The 16989-nt window shown below is 57.4% G+C and carries 14 protein-coding genes and 1 pseudogene; 4 read left to right on the top strand and 11 right to left on the bottom strand.

All coding sequences use genetic code 11. The features are described 5' to 3' along the window. The first annotated feature begins 6 nt into the window (after nt 1–6). The gene (locus tag QQX03_RS09275; RefSeq protein ID WP_285975461.1) at nt 7–954 is read left to right on the top strand and encodes an N-formylglutamate amidohydrolase; all 948 of its coding nucleotides are present in this window, start codon (nt 7–9) and stop codon (nt 952–954) included. Between the two features lie 204 nt (nt 955–1158). On the opposite strand, the gene QQX03_RS09270 is transcribed toward QQX03_RS09275, so the two are convergent. Both QQX03_RS09270 and QQX03_RS09265 read right to left on the bottom strand, forming a co-directional pair. Then, on the bottom strand, nt 1159–1935 hold the full coding sequence (locus QQX03_RS09270; RefSeq protein ID WP_285975460.1) for a SapC family protein: 777 nt from the start codon (nt 1933–1935) through the stop codon (nt 1159–1161). 107 nt (nt 1936–2042) lie between these two features. Beyond that, complete coding sequence (locus QQX03_RS09265) at nt 2043–3476, bottom strand: FAD-binding oxidoreductase (protein ID WP_285975459.1); 1434 nt, start codon at nt 3474–3476, stop codon at nt 2043–2045. Nucleotides 3477–3632: 156 nt separating this feature from the next. Between QQX03_RS09265 and QQX03_RS09260 the strand changes: the two genes are divergently transcribed. Together QQX03_RS09260 and QQX03_RS09255 are read left to right on the top strand one after the other, a co-directional pair. Then, a complete protein-coding gene (locus tag QQX03_RS09260) occupies nt 3633–4208 on the top strand; it encodes a hypothetical protein (protein WP_285975458.1) in 576 nt (191 codons plus the stop codon). Nucleotides 4209–4368: 160 nt separating this feature from the next. Further along, complete coding sequence (locus QQX03_RS09255; RefSeq protein ID WP_285975457.1) at nt 4369–5745, top strand: DEAD/DEAH box helicase; 1377 nt, start codon at nt 4369–4371, stop codon at nt 5743–5745. Nucleotides 5746–5884: 139 nt separating this feature from the next. Here the strand turns inward: QQX03_RS09255 and QQX03_RS11570 are convergent. The 6 genes and pseudogenes from QQX03_RS11570 to QQX03_RS09230 form a co-directional block, all read right to left on the bottom strand. Then, nucleotides 5885–6043 (bottom strand): annotated as a pseudogene (locus QQX03_RS11570) (isoprenylcysteine carboxylmethyltransferase family protein); the annotation flags it as partial. Nucleotides 6044–6379: 336 nt separating this feature from the next. Continuing rightward, on the bottom strand, nt 6380–7168 hold the full coding sequence (locus QQX03_RS09250) for an SDR family NAD(P)-dependent oxidoreductase (RefSeq protein WP_285975456.1): 789 nt from the start codon (nt 7166–7168) through the stop codon (nt 6380–6382). A 101-nt stretch (nt 7169–7269) separates the two neighbouring features. After that, nucleotides 7270–9579, bottom strand: a complete 2310-nt coding sequence (locus QQX03_RS09245) for an ATP-dependent helicase (protein ID WP_285975455.1) — start codon at nt 9577–9579, stop codon at nt 7270–7272. Nucleotides 9580–9624: 45 nt separating this feature from the next. Beyond that, nucleotides 9625–10170 carry a 16S rRNA (guanine(966)-N(2))-methyltransferase RsmD gene (rsmD, locus tag QQX03_RS09240; protein ID WP_285975454.1) on the bottom strand — a complete coding sequence of 182 codons (546 nt, stop codon included), beginning with the start codon at nt 10168–10170 and terminating at the stop codon, nt 9625–9627. Beyond that, nucleotides 10167–10946: a pseudouridine synthase gene (locus QQX03_RS09235; RefSeq protein ID WP_285975453.1), complete on the bottom strand. Its 780-nt coding sequence runs from the start codon at nt 10944–10946 to the stop codon at nt 10167–10169. The genes rsmD and QQX03_RS09235 overlap by 4 nt, the downstream gene beginning before the upstream one ends. 19 nt (nt 10947–10965) lie before the next feature. Continuing rightward, nucleotides 10966–12126 (bottom strand): aromatic ring-hydroxylating oxygenase subunit alpha, encoded by a 1161-nt coding sequence (locus QQX03_RS09230; RefSeq protein WP_285975452.1) that lies wholly within the window; start codon nt 12124–12126, stop codon nt 10966–10968. A 72-nt stretch (nt 12127–12198) separates the two neighbouring features. Between QQX03_RS09230 and QQX03_RS09225 the strand changes: the two genes are divergently transcribed. After that, a complete protein-coding gene (locus QQX03_RS09225) occupies nt 12199–13920 on the top strand; it encodes an AmpG family muropeptide MFS transporter (RefSeq protein WP_285975451.1) in 1722 nt (573 codons plus the stop codon). Here the strand turns inward: QQX03_RS09225 and QQX03_RS09220 are convergent, their stop codons facing one another. Genes QQX03_RS09220 through trpA form a run of 3 tightly spaced genes read right to left on the bottom strand, consistent with a single transcriptional unit; the run spans nt 13921 to nt 16859 of the window. Beyond that, nucleotides 13921–15201 carry a bifunctional folylpolyglutamate synthase/dihydrofolate synthase gene (locus QQX03_RS09220; RefSeq protein ID WP_285975450.1) on the bottom strand — a complete coding sequence of 427 codons (1281 nt, stop codon included), beginning with the start codon at nt 15199–15201 and terminating at the stop codon, nt 13921–13923. It lies immediately after the preceding gene. Between the two features lie 12 nt (nt 15202–15213). Then, the gene (gene accD, locus QQX03_RS09215) at nt 15214–16062 is read right to left on the bottom strand and encodes an acetyl-CoA carboxylase, carboxyltransferase subunit beta (protein ID WP_285975449.1); all 849 of its coding nucleotides are present in this window, start codon (nt 16060–16062) and stop codon (nt 15214–15216) included. An 8-nt stretch (nt 16063–16070) separates the two neighbouring features. Beyond that, nucleotides 16071–16859, bottom strand: a complete 789-nt coding sequence (gene trpA / locus QQX03_RS09210) for a tryptophan synthase subunit alpha (protein ID WP_285975448.1) — start codon at nt 16857–16859, stop codon at nt 16071–16073. Nucleotides 16860–16989: the final 130 nt, after the last annotated feature.

Genomic DNA, 16989 nt, shown 5'->3' with positions numbered 1-16989 from the left:
CTTGATATGACAACAAGCAAGCGCGAATCGGTAGGCGGGCGGATGGAGCGCGGTGGCGCAATTCCTAGTCTGGATTGCCCCTCATTTACGCTCAAGGCACCTGCTACCTCGCCAGTACCCGTTGTGATCGCGGTTCCACATGGCGGGCGCGACTATCCAGAGCACGTGCTGCGCGCGATGCGGGATCCCGAATTCTCCAGCTTGCGTTTGGAAGACCGGTTGATTGACGAGATCGGAGTAGAGGTCGCAAAGCTGACTGGCGCTGTATTGCTTGAAGCGCACGCGCCGCGCGCGATGCTCGACCTCAATAGATCGCGCGATGATGTCGATTGGGGCATGATCAAGGGAGCAAAGCCGCATCCCATCCGGCATTCGCAGGCCAACCGGCGTGCCCGCAGCGGACTGGGGCTAGTCCCCCGGCGCTTGCCCGGATTTGGCGAGATTTGGCGGCAATCGCTCACCCGCGAAGAACTCGACGCGCGAATTGAAGGCATCCATCAGCCATATCACGCCGCATTGGGCCGCGAATTGGCAAGGGTGCGCGACCAATGGGGGCAAGCATTGTTATTGGATCTGCATTCCATGCCGCCACTCAAGCCATCAAATGGAGAGAGCCAGATGCCCAAGTTTGTTCTGGGCGATCGATTTGGCACAAGTTGCGATGCAAGCCTGGTTAACCATGCCTATCGCTTTCTTGAAGAGAAGGGGCAGGTCGTTTCGCATAACCGACCCTATGCCGGCGGTTATGTCCTGGATACTCATGGTGCGGTGCAAAATGGCATTCATGCCATCCAGATTGAAGTTTGCCGGTCGACCTATCTCGATGCCTGCCAAGAACAACTTTCACCCAAGGCACGAACGCTCGTCAAAATGCTTGCTGGTTTGGTTCAAGATCTCGGCGCGATGACCGCCAGAATGATGGGCAGAGGTGATTTGCGAAATGCGGCTGAATGACAAGATTGGTCATTAAGCCTTGGAAATCAAAATAAAAACCACCCCGTGCAATCTGCACGAGGTGGCCAAGGTTCAGGGAGGATCGCGCTGTTGTAAAAGCAGCGCGATGTCCAGGCGGGCAATGAGGGGAGCCGCGCCTGAACAGTCCAGATTTGGGATTTAGCGGAGCTTTTTCAAGCCCCGCGGCCCACAATTTTACCTCGTTCAGGTGCTCGCTTCAGGTTGTGGAACCTTGCCCAGCCGTGATTGGCGAGAGAAGATAACACGCATCAGGTTGAGCGAGAACAGATGTGCGTGCAGCAACATCAGCATGCCGTTACCAGCAAGGCTCTCTAGCACTTCGCCCTTAAGCTCGCGAAGCTTGTTTTCATCGACCATCTGGAAACCGCGATAAACAAACGGTTTGTCCGGGTTTTCCTGCATCGTGATAGCGATCTCGCCATCCATCAGAAGGCCATGCTTCTTGATCTCTTCCATGAAGCCCTTGGTGCGAGCACCCGACTCTTCGAACTTCTGGCAAAAGTCGAGAACGCCCTTGGTGTAATCGGTCGGTTCGTTCTTGTCGTCAAACAACGCATTGCCGTCGCTGTGATCGCCAACTACGCCCGCGCTCGGGTCAAAGCATAGCGACAGTTCTTCGCTATTGGGCTGCAACTTTGCGAGCATGAATGGATAGCGACGCACATAGGCGGGGATGTATACGTCGTCAGTAATCTTACCTTCATCGTCGACAAACGTGTTCACGCCTTCGTTAAGGCCCATCAATGCCAGTGGGACAGGGTTGTCGCCTGCGCTAAACACGATCGGATAATGACGCTGTGTGTCGATGAACTCGTCAACCGTTACAGGAATCGCGTGATGCTTCCCTAAAAAGCTGACATCCGGAAACTGTTTGCTGTGCCAGCTGGAGTGATCACGGCTGTTAAGTGGCATCAAGTCATTGAAAAAGATAGGCAGATTGGGCTTCGGCGCGCTGGCCATGAAACGTCTCCGAGAAATAGTGCAAAATTCAAAAAAGGCCTCGCTGGATCGCCAGCGGGCCGCGCGATGCGCGCTTTAGGCCTTCAGGCTCTCATAAGCAAGCCGCTCTAACCTGAGCCCGGGACAAGTTTACCAGGGTTGAGCAGCCCGTCCGGATCGAGCGCGGCTTTAACGCTACGCATCATGTTGAGTGCTACCGGGTCACCCAGCCGCTCCAGCTCGTCACGTTTGACCTGACCGATACCATGTTCTGCGCTGATTGAACCGCCCCATTCAGTGACCATTTCGTAGATGACACGGCTTACCAACTTGCCTTGGGTGTTTTCCCATTCTCCCGGCACTGCCCCGTCTGGAGCAAGCACGTGGAAATGCACATTGCCATCCCCCAAATGCCCGAATGCCAAACCTTTCGTGCCAGGGAACTGCGCTTCAACATGCGGGATGGCAGCTTCCACGAAATCTGGCATGCGCTCGACGGGGACGGAAATATCGTGTTGCATCGCCGGGCCCAACGCGCGCTCTGCCGGAGCTATGGAGTCTCGCAGCAACCAAAAGTTGTCAGCCTGTGTTTCATTGGCTGCAATGACTGCATCGAGCAGCAGATCCTTCTCCATCGCTCCAGCAAAGGCGGCCTCAGTCGCCTCGCGCAGCAGGGCGCTTTGCGCCGGCGCGGCGACAAGCTCAATCAAAGCGTTCCACGGATAGCGCTCAGCCAATGGTGCACGGGCATCGGGAAGATGCGCAAGTACGCTTTCAAGGCAATGGTCCGGCACAACCTCAAAGCCTTCGAGTTCTTCCGGCATGCATGCCTCGAAATGTAGGAGGAGTTCGCGCGCCATGTGGATGCTCTCCACACCTACCCAAGCGACCACACGTTCGCCAATTTGCGGAAGCAGGCGCAGGTTTGCCGCCGTTACGATGCCCAGCGTGCCCTCTGATCCGATCAAGAGTTGCTTGAGGTCAAAGCCGCGATTGTCTTTCTTCAGAGCAGTAAGGCTCTCAAAAATATCGCCATTTGCAAGAACGGCTTCAAGTCCCAAAACCTGCGCACGCATTGTTCCGTGGCGTAGCACCTGTGTTCCGCCAGCATTGGTCGCGATAAGCCCGCCAACTGTGGCTGAGCCCTTGCCGCCCAGAGTCAGTGGGAGGCGCAGCCCTTCTTCTTCGACTTTTTCGTGCAGATTCTGAAGGATGACACCGGCATCGCAGACGATCTGGCGCGCGTCGACATCGAATGACCGCACCGCATCCATCCGACGTGAGGATAGCAGCACAGAATGACCGCTCTCGTCAGGCGTGGCACCACCAACCATGCCGCTATTGCCGCCCTGGGGGACAATCGGGATATGGTGTTTGCGGCAAAGTTTGACGAATTCAGCAACTTCTTGCGTTGAGGCGGGTGATGCCAGCCCGATGGTCCGGCCATGAAATCGGCCACGCCAATCGGTCAGCCAGGGCTCCACCAGATCGGGATCGCATGAAAATCCGCGCGGTCCCAGAAGGTCTGCGGCCTGTCGTACAAAAGTCTGGACGTCGCTCATGCCTGCCCATTGCCACAGGCAAACAAGTGTTTCCAGACTTTGCAGATAACCCCAAACGCATTAAGCCGCTATTCAACCCATTGTGGTATCGCGTGACACAGTAGCCAAACAGGGGTCAGAGATCGGGTGAAATTTAGCCCAAAAGATTGAACCACCATGCCCAGCATGCTCGCCTATCTTGCGCCGCTAGCGCTGATCTTGCCGTTCGGCGTGTCCGACGGTTCGATTGTTGGCGAAATCGATAAGAGCGCAAGGCTCGATCCGCGCGAAGTTGAGGTATTGTCCGGGCCGTCAAGCAAACTGGAAGCTACCGCAAACAGTTTCACTGGCTTGCCGCCAAATGTCGCCTATCAAGTCCGTATCGAGCGCCGCGTGACTGTGCGTATCTCTCCTCGCAGAGTTAGCCCTAGGCAGAATCTTGCCGCTGATCTGGAGGAGCTCCCGCAGCCCATTCGATATGAAGAGGGCGACAACACAGAGTGTGTTTCGATCAACAGCATTGCGGGTGTTCAGACCGGCAGTGGTGATCGGTTAGTGCTCTACCTGCGCGATCAGCGCATGCTCAGCGCACGGCTGGAAAAGAGTTGCCGCGCGCGCGATTTCTATTCGGGATTTTACGTGGAACGGGGCGAACACGGAAACATTTGCGTTAATCGTGACAAGCTCCAATCGCGCGCAGGCGCAAAATGCGCGCTAAGCAGAATGCGCGAGCTGACACCCATCTACAATTGATCATGCGACTTGTGCTGGTTCAGCAGAGGCGTTGCTGCATCGTGATTTCTTGACTTTTGTCAGTTTTTGAGCAAGTGCGCGGCTCGCATTGCGAACACCTTTCGCAACTGCACAATCCACGGAGCGCTTAACGCTTCCAGATCCGGACATTCAAAAACGTATGACTTTCGCCGATCTCGGCCTTTCACCTGAATTGCTCAAGGCGGTTGATTCCGCTGGCTATACCACTCCGACCGATATTCAGGCGGAAGCGATCCCTGCGATTCTGATGATGAAGGATTTGATCGGGATCGCGCAGACTGGAACGGGCAAGACCGCGAGTTTCGTGCTCCCAATGATTGATGTCATGGCGGCTGGCCGGCGGCGCGCGCTGATGCCGCGCTCTCTAATTCTTGAGCCAACACGAGAGTTGGCCGCTCAAGTTGCCGAGAATTTTGAGAAATACGGCAAGAACCATGACCTGAAAATGGCACTGCTTATTGGCGGTGTTCAAATGGGCGATCAGTTGAAAGCGCTTGATGAAGGCGTCGACGTTTTGATCGCTACACCAGGTCGGCTGATGGATTTGTTCGAGCGCGGCAAGATACTGCTCAACGGCTGCGAACTGCTCGTGATCGATGAAGCTGACCGGATGCTGGACATGGGCTTCATTCCGGACATTGAGTTTATCTGTTCGAAATTGCCCGAAACGCGTCAAACGATGCTGTTTTCGGCCACCATGCCTTCGCCGATCGAGAAGCTGGCGAAGAAATTTCTCAACAATCCAAAACGGATCGAAGTGAGCCGTGCGGCAAGCACGAACAAAGATATCACCGCTTTCAAGATCCCGGTTCAGACAAAACAGAAACGCGAGACCTTGCGCTGGCTACTGCGTCACGATCTGGTCGAAACCGCGATGATTTTCGCGAACAAGAAAACGACGGTGCGCGAACTCAACAAGAGCTTGCAGCGCCATGGATTTGCCAGCAGCGAGATCCACGGGGATATGGACCAGGGCTCGCGTTTGAAAGAGCTGGATCGGTTCAAGAGCGGTGATGTGAACATCCTGGTCGCCTCTGATGTTGCGGCGCGCGGACTTGATATCAAAGGCGTCAGCCACGTATTCAACTTTGATACGCCATGGCATCCCGATGACTATGTCCACCGCATTGGCCGCACTGGTCGCGCGGGTGCAAAGGGGCGCGCATTCACGTTTATTTCGAAAGAAGATGCAGAAGCGATTGCCAATGTCGAGAAGCTGACCGGCAGTGAAATCGCGTTGTTCAGCAAGAAGGACGTACGCGTCGAGCTGAAGCAGCCGAATCCGGAGGCGGAAAAGCCGCGCGAAGAGAAGAAGGCACGCAGCAACAGTCGCCGGAAAGTGGACGACATCGAGCAGGATGCTTCCAAGAAGCCGCGACGTGAGAAAAAGCCCAAGTCGGAAGAACAGCCTGAAAAGAAACCACGTTCGCATCGCTATGACGAAGATGACGAGCCGATTCCAGCTGGCGAGTGGAACGGTCCGAAGCCCGGTTTTCTTGATGTCGGGGTCGGCTAGAAATTCGGGAATGAACAAACCCGGTCTGCAACCTCAGGATCATCCTTTCGAGGTGGCAAACCGGGCCTAGCAAACGCTTCGGTTCCTAAGCTATGCCAGGGAAAAGGCGATAACCTACCTTTTCACGATAGGTGCGATACTATTCATCGGCTTCGAGAAATTTTTCTTCTTCTTTGGCGCGCAACCAGAATGCGATCCACGCCACTGTGTATACTGCCACGTTGTGCAGTGAGAAGAAGAACAAGAGGAAACCCAGCTGATTCAGGATGTATCCCAGGTACATCGGATGGCGCACAAACCTGTATACGCCTTACTGTTTTACTACGCGATTTGCAGGCACAATGCCAAAGCTACGTCCAAGGAATATCTTCGCCAGAAATGTGATCGCCGTGCCTGTCAGCTTCTCGACATTGGCAATCGCTTCTGCGAAAACACCCGTTAGGCAAGCTGCTCAGCTTCGTGTTTGACGGGACGTTCGCGATTTTGCTTGGGCTATCGATGGGAATTGTCGTTCTGGCTGGCGTAATGAGCAGTTGGCGGTTTTTTCACTCATGCCGATGTGTCATGGACGCTTGGCATCGTTGGCGAGTTCATGATTTCGCCTGCAGCACACCGGCTTCACAAGAGCGATGCACTAGCGACCGCCGGTCACGTACAGGCATTGTCCGGCCACCCAGCTTGCCGCGGGTGATGCCATATAGACAACGGCCGCTGCTATATCCTCCGGTCGGCCATACCGCTGCATCGGAACGCCGATCATCTTGAGTAGCTCTTCGCGTTTTTCCTCCGTGTCTGTGCCCATGCAGTCGTCAAAATTCTCTGTCGGTACCGGCCCCGGCGCGATGGCATTGACTCGGATCCGTGGGGCAACTTCTACGGACATGGTGCTGGTCAGGCTGTTGACCGCCGCCTTTGCAGCGCCATAGGGCCCATTTTTGACCTGCGGGCCAAAGGCAGAGCGGGACGAGATGTTGATGATTGCACCGCCGCTCTCCGCCATTTTTCCGGCCGCAACGGTCGAACCCATCCAGACAGCTTTCAGGTTCAGGGCGATCTGAGCATCGAAATTCTCTTCCGACGTACGGGTGAGATAACGCGGCGTGCCATCGGGTATACCGCCCGCATTGTTGACCCAGATCGTCAGTTTACCCAGTTTGGCGACTGTCTCGTCCGCAAGTCGCTCAAGCGCAGACCGGTCGGTTGCGTCAGTGGCAATGGGTAATGCCTGCCGGCCGAGCGCACGGATCTCTTCGGCTACAGCGTCAAGATCGGACTGCGTCCTCGATGCCAACGCTACATCGGCCCCTGCCTCGGCAAGGCCAATTGCGATCGCTCGGCCAATGCCCTTGCCTGAACCGGTGACGACTGCCACCTCTCCATCAAGGCGAAAATTGTCCAGAATGCTGATAGCGGCCTCCCTCAAACGTCTGCGTCAGTTCGTTTAGGAACGATAGGTCGAAGCTGCAGCTTCGATACTGTCGCTTCAGCTAGTCACGATGGTGCAGCATGCCGGGCGCGGCGTTTTTAATCCGCAAGGCTAACAAAGCTGTCGATCACGCGTTTCGTGCCCGAATGCTCGAAGTTGATCTCGAGCTTGTTGCCTTCTTGATACACAACAATACCATAGCCGAATTTGTCATGGAAGACGCGTTGTCCAATCGCGATATCGCTGCGCGGCTTGGCCGCAAAACTGGCGGCAGAGCGCTTGTTTTCGCGTACGCGGACTTGCTTGGTCTCGTAGCCGGTAGAGATAGCGCGCTGCCATCCAGGGCCACGCTGAGAGGAACGCTGTGGCCGATCTTGCGCCACATGTGCAAACGGGTCTTCGCTTTCAGACCAGTTCGCTTGCCAAAGTGATGCGCCGCCTGTCAGCGTGGTTTCCTGATCGATATGTTCTTCAGGCAACTCTTCGATGAAGCGGCTGGGAATGCTGCTGGTCCACTGGCCGTAGATACGCCGGTTTGCTGCATGCAGGATTATGCAGCGGCGCCGGGCGCGCGTGATCCCGACATAGGCCAAGCGCCGTTCCTCCTCCAGGCTGGCCAATCCGCCTTCATCGAGCGAGCGTTGCGAGGGGAACACGCCTTCTTCCCACCCGGGCAGGAAAACGTGATCGAACTCCAGACCCTTTGCGCCATGCATGGTTATGATGGTGACCTTCTCACCATCGTCGGCCGCGTCATTGTCCATCACCAGGCTGACATGCTCTAGAAAATCGCCAAGCGTTTCGTATTCTTCCATCGCCCGCGCGAGCTCTGACAGGTTCTCTAATCGTCCAGCGGCTTCGGCGGTGCGTTCCGCATTGAGCATTTCGGTATAGCCACTCTCGTCCAACACCATGCGCAACAGGTCCGCCGGGGTGACTGCTTCAGACTGTTCGCGCCAATGCAGGAATTGGCCCAATAGCGCGGCAATAGTGCCAGCGGCACGCTTAGGCAGCTCGTCGCTATCGGCCATCTGCAGTGACGCGGCAGCTAGCGGCAGACCGGTTTTGCGCGAATGCTGGTGCATCTTTTCCAGTGTCTTTGCGCCAAGCCCGCGCTTGGGCTGGTTATAAATTCTCTCGAAAGCGAGATCGTCTTGCGGTTGAGCGATAACCCGCAGGTAAGCCAGCGCATCGCGGATTTCCGCGCGTTCGTAGAAACGGAAGCCGCCAATGATTCGGTAGTTGATCCCGATCTGGATGAAGCGATCTTCGAATTCACGCGTCTGGTATTGCGCGCGCACAAGGATTGCGACTTTGTCTAGCGGCGCGCCTTCACGTTCCAAGCGCTCAATCTCTTCGCCCACGCGGCGTGCTTCTTCGGGAGCGTCCCAAACGCCGATGACGCGCACTTTGTCACCGCCGTTGGTCTCGGTCCAAAGCGTCTTGTCGTGGCGTTCTGAATTGGTTCGGATCAGGCCGGAGGCTGCACCCAGAATGTGCGGTGTTGAGCGATAGTTCTGCTCCAGCTTCACAACCTTGGCGCCGGGGAAGTCTTTCTCGAATTTCAGGATATTGGCGACTTCGGCTCCGCGCCATGAGTAAATCGACTGGTCATCGTCTCCGACGACACAGATGTTCTTGTGCGCTTGTGCCAGCAGGCGCAGCCACAGATACTGCACCGCATTCGTGTCCTGATACTCGTCAACCAGTATGTATTTGAAGCGTTGCTGATAATCTTCCAACACTTCGCGGTATTGCCTGAAGATGTTCAGCATATGAAGCATCAGATCACCGAAGTCGCAGGCGTTGAGAGCCTTCATCCGGTCTTGATAAAGCTGGTAGAATTGTTGCCCGCGCCCATTGGCGTAGCTTTCATTCTCTACCGCATCCAGATCGCCTGGATTAAGCCCGCGGTTCTTCCAGCGGTCGATTAAGCCCGCAAGCTGACGCGCCGGCCAGCGCTTCTCATCCAGATCATTCTGCTGGATCAGCTGTTTCAGAAGGCGCAGCTGATCGTCTGTATCGATGATGGTGTAATTGCTTTGCAGCCCGACTAGCTCGGCATGGCGGCGCAGCATTTTTGCGCAAATTGAGTGGAACGTGCCGAGCCACGGCATCCCCTCAACGGTCTGCCCCAAATGCCCTGCCACGCGTTCGCGCATTTCGCGCGCCGCCTTATTGGTGAAGGTGACGCACAGGATCTGGCTTGGCCATGCACGGCGGGTTGCAACGAGATGCACCAATCGAGACGTAAGTGCAGCGGTTTTACCCGTGCCTGCGCCCGCCAGCATCAAGACTGGGCCCTCTGTCGTCAGCACTGCTTCGCGCTGCGGCGGGTTCAGCTGCGCGGCGTACGCCGGAACATTTTCGCGGCCTTGCGTAGATGGAAGGGGGGCTGGATCGGTCATCGTTTGATGTGAACAGGTAGAGAACGTTTGCCTTGTCGGCAAGCCTCACTCCGCCTTGGTCAACAGCGTCAATCGCGCTTTACCTACCTTGCGGTCGGCCATTGGCTCGAGCCCCGCGACTTCGACTGCTTCCTTGCCTAAAGTCTCGACAGCGATCCAGGTCGCATCGCCGATCCAGCCCAGCCGCAGCATCCGGTCTAAGGCAACAGATGCTGCGCCAGTGCGATAGGGCGGATCAAGCAGAATCAGATCGAGCGGTTCGCGCGCGGGAGGCAGCGACATGACCGAGGCATGCTGGACATCACTGCGGCCGCGCGCGTCAAGTGCCAGAACATTTGCCTTGATCGCGTCCACGGCCGGCTTTTCTTGTTCTACAAACAGGCAATGCGCTGCACCTCTTGAAAGTGCTTCGAGTCCAAGCGCGCCGGAACCTGCGAACAGATCGGCCACACGCAACCCATCGAAATCACCGATCCGGCTAACAAGCATGTTGAACAGCGTTTCGCGTGTGCGGTCAGCCGTTGGCCGTGTCGCATCGCCGCGCGGTGCGATCAGTTTCCGCCCGCGCCATTCGCCTGCGATGATTCTCATAATTTGAAGCCGCGCTTCAATCGACTGCGGAACTTGCCCAATTCGTGTTTGCGAATCTCGCGTGCTCTACCGCGTGGCAAATCTTCCAGTTCAAACGGACCATAGGCGGTGCGGATCAACCTGCTGACCTGGAGCCCCAGATGTTCCAGAACTTTGCGCACCTCCCGGTTCTTGCCTTCGGTGATGCTGACTTCAATCCATTGGTTGCGACCCGTGCTGCGCTCAAGATTAGCGTCGATTGGGCCATAATTCACACCATCAATTGAAATGCCGTCGATCAGTTCTTCGAGTTGTTCCTGAGTCACATCGCCAAAGGTGCGCGCGCGGTAAATACGTGGGATTCCACTAGAAGGAAGCTCCATCTCGCGTTTGAGTTCACCGTCATTGGTGAGCAGCAATAGGCCCTCAGTATTGAGGTCCAGCCGCCCGATCGGCATCAATCGCGGGGTCCTCTTGGGCAAGGCATTGACCAGCGCGCTGTAGATTGTGGGCCGACCCATGGGGTCGCGTTCAGCGGTAATCAGCCCGGTTGGCTTGTGGAAGGCGAACAGCCGTGTGGGCTCTGGCGCAGCGACAGGCTTGCCATCAACCGTCACACCTTTGAGATCTGTCAGAAAGGTTGCCGGCGTATCGACTGGTTTGCCATCAATGGCGACCCGCCCGTCAGCGATCATCCGTTCGATCTCGCGACGGCTGGCAATTCCCGCACGCGCAAGCAGCTTGGCAATGCGGTCACCATCTGGGCGGTCTGCGGAGGGGGGAGGAGCCTTTGGCATGTCCCAGCCGGTTACGCGCTCAATTGATTCCGCGCAACGCTTCTTGAACCACTTCGTGGAAGCGGTGAATGCCGCCTTCGAGCGTGCCGAGAGTCAAATTTGGAATTGCTCCTGTCGACAAGCCCTGCTGACCAAGCTCCGCCGCGCGAAAATCCTCTGAAGCGAAGACGCCTCCGTCCAACAGCGCCCAGCTGCGTTCCCAGTGATCGCGTGCCTTGTCCGTGGCAGGAGCCTCCGGGATCAACATGAAGTCCTCAACCAGAGTCAGATCGTGCGCTTGAGGCATCAGCACCATGACATTGAGATAATCCGGGCTGGGGATGATGATGGTAGCTGGCAACAATTGATAGGCGTATGTGACGACCCTGCGCAGCGCGGCCATATCGTTCAGGTCAACGCCTTCCATGTCTTCGAGCCTGCCCACGGCGCTGCGCTGGTGCGGGCCTATCTGATCACCGCTGGTCACGCCATCCTTGAAGAAGGGGCCGATGGTTTGCGAATGCAGCCGGGTGACATGGTAGCTTTCAAGGAACGCATCCATGATGAGCTTCCAATTGCCTTTGACTGTGTGCGTCTTGCGGCGGAACAACACGTGCTCCGCCATTCCAAACGCGTCAAAATCTTCGCCAAGGATGCGTGCATGCATAAAGTCAGCGTTATCTTGCGGAGCGAACCAAATTAGTCCGCCAGCCTCGCAGCTTGGCAATTCGATCAAGCCGTAGTGTTCCTTGTCCATCCCGGGAAAGGTTTCCGGACGGGGCAGGGCAAGCAATTTACCGTCCAACCGGTAGGTCCAGGCATGGTAAGGGCAGACCAGCCGCTTGGCGCATTGCACGTCGTCACCTTCGACCAGCCGCGTACCGCGATGGCGGCAAACGTTCAGGAACACATGCGTCGTGCCATCTGCATCGCGCGTGATCAGCAGCGGGCGCCCGGTTGCGTCATGCGGCAAGGCCATTCCCGCATGAGGCAAGACCGCGCTGGGGCAGAGGATTTGTGGCAATCGATCAAACAATGCCGCTTTCTCTCGCGTCCAGTGCGCCGGATCGGTGTAAACGCTCGCGGGAACTTGCGTGATGCCGTTTCCGCTGCGCTCCTCTCCACGTGCAACAGCCCGCGCCAGTGCCAATTGCCCCTCTGTCGGGCGCAAAGGTGGTGATTTCGTTGCTGCCTCGTTCATCCGGACGTTCCTATTCCTCTCAACCATGGGTAGTGTCGCACAAGTTTGACGTTTCTGGAAGGACGCTAGGGAATGGCTGTTGCCACTGCCGACAAGAAGAAATCTGCATGGAAGACGCTGGTATTAGCGCTGACCAACCGGAAAACCGGCTTTATGCTGATTTTCGGCTTTGCCAGTGGCCTGCCGTTCGCACTGTTCCTCGGCACGCTGTTCGCATGGCTAACAGAGGCCGAGGTCGAGCTGGAGACGATGGGCATTTTCTCGCTTATCGGGCTTGCATACGCTTTCCAATTCCTGTGGTCCCCATTGATCGACAAGGTCGATCTTCCGCTGCTGCGCAAGCTTGGCAAGCGCAAGCAATGGATTGTGCCGATGCAAGTGGCGTTGGGCACGATTCTCGTCACGCTCAGCCTGCTAGACCCCAAGTCGCAACTTGGCTTGTTTTCGCTATTGGCCGGGATCGGGGCGTTTGCCAGTGCGACGCAGGATATTGCAATAAATGCCTGGCGTATCGACGTAGCAGACGATGTTGCAACGATCGATATCCTCTCGACCGTTTACCAGATGGGATATCGGTTCAGCTCGCTGGTTGGTGGCGCGTTGGGACTGATTATCGCGGCACGGATCGGATGGCCGGAAACCTATATGCTGATGGGAGCAATCTTGCTGACGGCAGGATTTCTGGGGCTGTTTGCGCCCAATGGCGATGGCGATGCCGCAAACACTATGGCCGCGAGCGATGAACTGGTGCGCGAATTGCGCAAGGCGGGCGAGCTTGATCCGAAAATCCGCGCCCGCGCATTAGCGATTGTCGGCGTGCTCTGGGCCGGTGCGATTGGCGTCGTGTTGAGCTTCATGATCATGTCGATGACCTATGCGCCAGCGGACAGGCCAAACCCCACCCAATTCACGCTCAACTTCGGTCCCTGGATTATTGTTGCCACGATCATACTGCCAGCTCTGATCGCTGGCTGGCTCGCAAGCCAAAAAAAGCAGGGCAACTATTTGTTAGAGCAAGACGCTCCGCCATCAAGCGGCGCGGGCTTTGCGATGGACCACCTCTATCGCGCTCTTGTGCTGCCGCTGGTTGAGTTTGTTGGGCGGATGGGATGGAGCCTGGTCCTTATACTGGCGGTCGTGCTGACCTACCGGATTTGCGACGCGATCTGGGGCACGTTTGCCTATCCGTTTTATTTGGGAGAGCTGAATTACACCAACGACGAAGTGGCGTTTGCCTCCAAGTTCTTCGGCGTGGGCGCGATTATCGGCGGCCTTGCATTGGGTGGTTTCTTGCTCACTGTGATCGGCCGCATGGCTACGCTATTCATCGGCGGATTGCTCGCGGCACTGACGAACCTGCTTTATGCCGATCTGGCGATTGGCGGGCACAATATGCAAGCGCTGAGCGATCTTGTCGGCTTCACATGGCTGATCATGCAGGTGCCCGGAATTGGCAGCGCTGCGCTCGCTAAACTCACCTTCACGATTTTCTTCGAGAATCTGGCGATTGGCATTGCGGGGGCAGCCTATATCGCCTGGCTCAGCTCGATCGTGTCGAAGAAGTTCAGCGCGGTGCAATATGCCCTACTATCATCACTCACTCTGCTGGTGGGCACGCTGGGGCGTGGAGCGCTGGGTGAGATGATAGAGGATCAGGGCTATTTCGACGTGTTCGTACTGACGACTTTCATCGGGCTTGCTGCTGTCGTGCTGGTGTGCCTTGAATGGTGGCGCGAACGGCGTGCGGGGCGCAATTCAGGTGTCATCGCGCTAGAAGCGCTTGCGGCGGAGTAGTCAGTCCGGAATCTCGTCATTGAGGCGCAGCACCTCGCCCGCGAGATAGAGCGAACCAGCGATAAGGACCGGCAATCCGTCATCGCGCAATCTGTCAATCGCCTTGCTAACATCAGAGGCAGATGCAGCCGTCGCGCCAAACGCCTTGCTAACATCAGAGGCAGATGCAGCCGTCGCGCCAAACGCCTCTGGCGGATGGCAAGGGAAGCCAGGCACGGGAACAACCGTGATCGTCTCCAGTGAAGCTGCTAGCGGAGCGACCAGCGAAGCAGGATCTTTGCCTTCGATCATGCCAATCACCAGATGCACTTTATGTCCAGCAAAATACGCGCCCAGCATGGCCCCCGCCGAAGCGTTGTGCCCACCGTCTAGCCAAACCTCGCGCCCTTGCGTCAACGGACCATCGGCCAGTCGATGAAGCCGCGCAGGCCAGCTCGCAGTGCGAAGCCCGACCGCAACTGCATTGTCTGAAACGTCGATCTTTGATTGGGAACGCAGCATTGCTATCGCCAAGCCGGCATTCAGACCCTGATGTTCGCCGGGAAGAGCCAGTTCGCGTCCATCCACGCGCGATGCGACGAACACAGGCGCTCCAGCTGCGTTTGCGACTGCTTCGATTGCCTGCTTCTCTTGCTCCGGCTGAGCAATCGTCACCAGCGGCACGCCCTGTTTCGCGATCCCCGCTTTCTCGAATGCAATCCGCGCCATTGGTTCTTGCGGTACGCCTTCCTCTGGCGCGAGGAGGAACTTCTCGTGATCGATCCCCAGCGCAGCAATTCCGCAAGCTGCCAGCGCACCCGGCTCAAGCACATTGGTTGCATCCAACCGCCCACCAAGGCCGACTTCCACCACACACGCATCGGCTGGAACGCGCGCGAATTCCACAAACGCCGCCGCAATGCTGATCTCGAAGAAGCTGCAATCGAGCCCCTCGGCGGCGTCAAACACCTGCTCCAGCAATTCCGCCAACCGTGCGTCTTCGATCAGTTTGCCCGCCACCCGGAACCGCTCGTTATAGCGCACCAGATGCGGGCTGGTGGTGACGTGGACTTTGTACCTCTCCGCCTCCAGCATCGCGCGCAGGAAGGCGCAGGTTGATCCCTTTCCATTGGTCCCCGCGACGTGAAACACAGGCGGCAATCGCTTGTGCGGATCGCCAAGTTGCCGCATCAATTCTTGGATCGCATCGAGCCCCAGCGTGTCACGCTGAATGCTTAAGCTGCCAAGTCGGTCGAGCTGGGCCTGAACGCGCGGATCGTCCGAGCGCCCCATATCGCGCATAGCGGTGACGCCTTAAGCGGCCTTGCGCGGCTGCAAATAGCCGAGCACGGTTGCAAGCTGTTCCTTCAGGTCCGCACGGTGCACCACCATGTCGACCATCCCGTGCTCGTAGAGATATTCCGCGCGCTGGAACCCCTCGGGCAATTGCTCGCGGATCGTATCCTGGATCACGCGCTGTCCGGCAAAGCCGATCAGTGCACCTGGCTCCGCGATCTGAATATCGCCCAGCATGGCATAGCTGGCGGTTACGCCGCCGGTGGTCGGGTCTGTCAGCACGACGATATAGGGCAAGCCCGCTTCTTTCAGGCGGCGCGTCATCACGGTTGCCTTGGGCATTTGCATCAGGCTGAGGATGCCTTCCTGCATGCGTGCACCGCCTGCGGCGGTCACCACGACATATGCCGACCGGCGCTCCAATGCCTTTTGCGCGCCCGCGACAAAGGCCGCACCCACCGCCATGCCCATCGATCCGCCCATGAAGCCGAAATCCTGAACGCCGACCACCGCCACGCGGCCGTCAATCGTGCCGGAACCGACGCTGAAGGCATCGGCATGCGGATTGTTCGCCCGCGCCATTTTGAGCCGGTCAGTGTATTTCTTGCTGTCCTTGAACTTGAGCGGGTCTTCCTCAACCTCAGACTGATCGAGCATCTCGAAACCATCGTCCAGCAGCAGCTTCAGCCGCTGATCCGCGCTGATCCGGCCATGATGGTCGCACCGCGGGCAGACCCACAGATTGTCCTTATATTCCTGCTCGAACAGCATCTCTGCGCAGGACGGGCATTTGACCCACAAATCCTTCTCGCTGATTCGCTTTTCGCCGAAGCCGATGGAGTTTCGAACGCGTGTAAACCAGTTCATCTGTTGTCCTATCGCGCGGTTTGGATCGCAAGTGCGAGAGCCGACGTCAGTTCCTTTAGCTGCTCCGGCGCGTCTTTGCCAAACTTTCCGACCAGTTCGACCAGAGCCGAGCCGACGACCACGCCATCGGCGACCTTTGCGATTTCTGCGGCTTGTTCAGGCGTGCGCACGCCGAAACCCACCGCAACAGGCAGATCGGTCGATTGCTTGATGCGGCTGACATTGTCTTCGATGGAGTCGATTGCGGCCTGTTGCTTGCCGGTGATGCCCGCAACGGAAACGTAATAGACGAAGCCCTCGGACCCTTGGAGCACGGAGGGAAGCCGCGCTGCATCGGTTGTGGGTGTCGCGAGGCGGATCGGTGCAACGCCTGCTTCGCGCAGGGCGGGGCCGAGTTCCTCGTCCTCTTCGGGGGGAATGTCGACGCAGATCACGCCATCAACGCCGCAGCCCATGCATTGCTCGGCAAACCACCCCGGCCCACGCCGGATCATCGGGTTGGCATAGCCCATCAGAACCAGCGGAATGTCCGGGTGCCGCTCGCGGAATTCATTCGCGATCATAAGCACGTCTGCCGTGGTTGTGCCTTTGCCCAGGCTGCGCAGGTTCGCGGCCTGAATCGCCGGCCCATCGGCCATCGGATCGGTGAAAGGCATGCCCAGCTCTATCACATCCGCACCGCCCTCGACCAGCGCGTCGAGATTGGCCGCGGTGTCGCCATCGCCAGTGGTGATGAAGCACACGAGCGCGGGGTGCGGCTTGGAGAAGGCGTTTGAGAGGCGGTTGGATTCGGTCATTTCCGGGCGTGAAGTCCTACAGTATGGAACACATGGAACACTGTCCTAGGGGCGAAAAATCTTGCGTCAATTCGAGTGCAATTTTCGGCGCGGTTCCAGAGGTTTGAAGCATTCTTCATATGTGTCTTAT

The organism is Altererythrobacter rubellus (assembly GCF_030284385.1).
Classification (GTDB): domain Bacteria; phylum Pseudomonadota; class Alphaproteobacteria; order Sphingomonadales; family Sphingomonadaceae; genus Erythrobacter; species Erythrobacter rubellus.
Note: the sequence above shows the minus strand (reverse complement) of the source record. Positions and strands in the feature narration are given on the sequence as shown.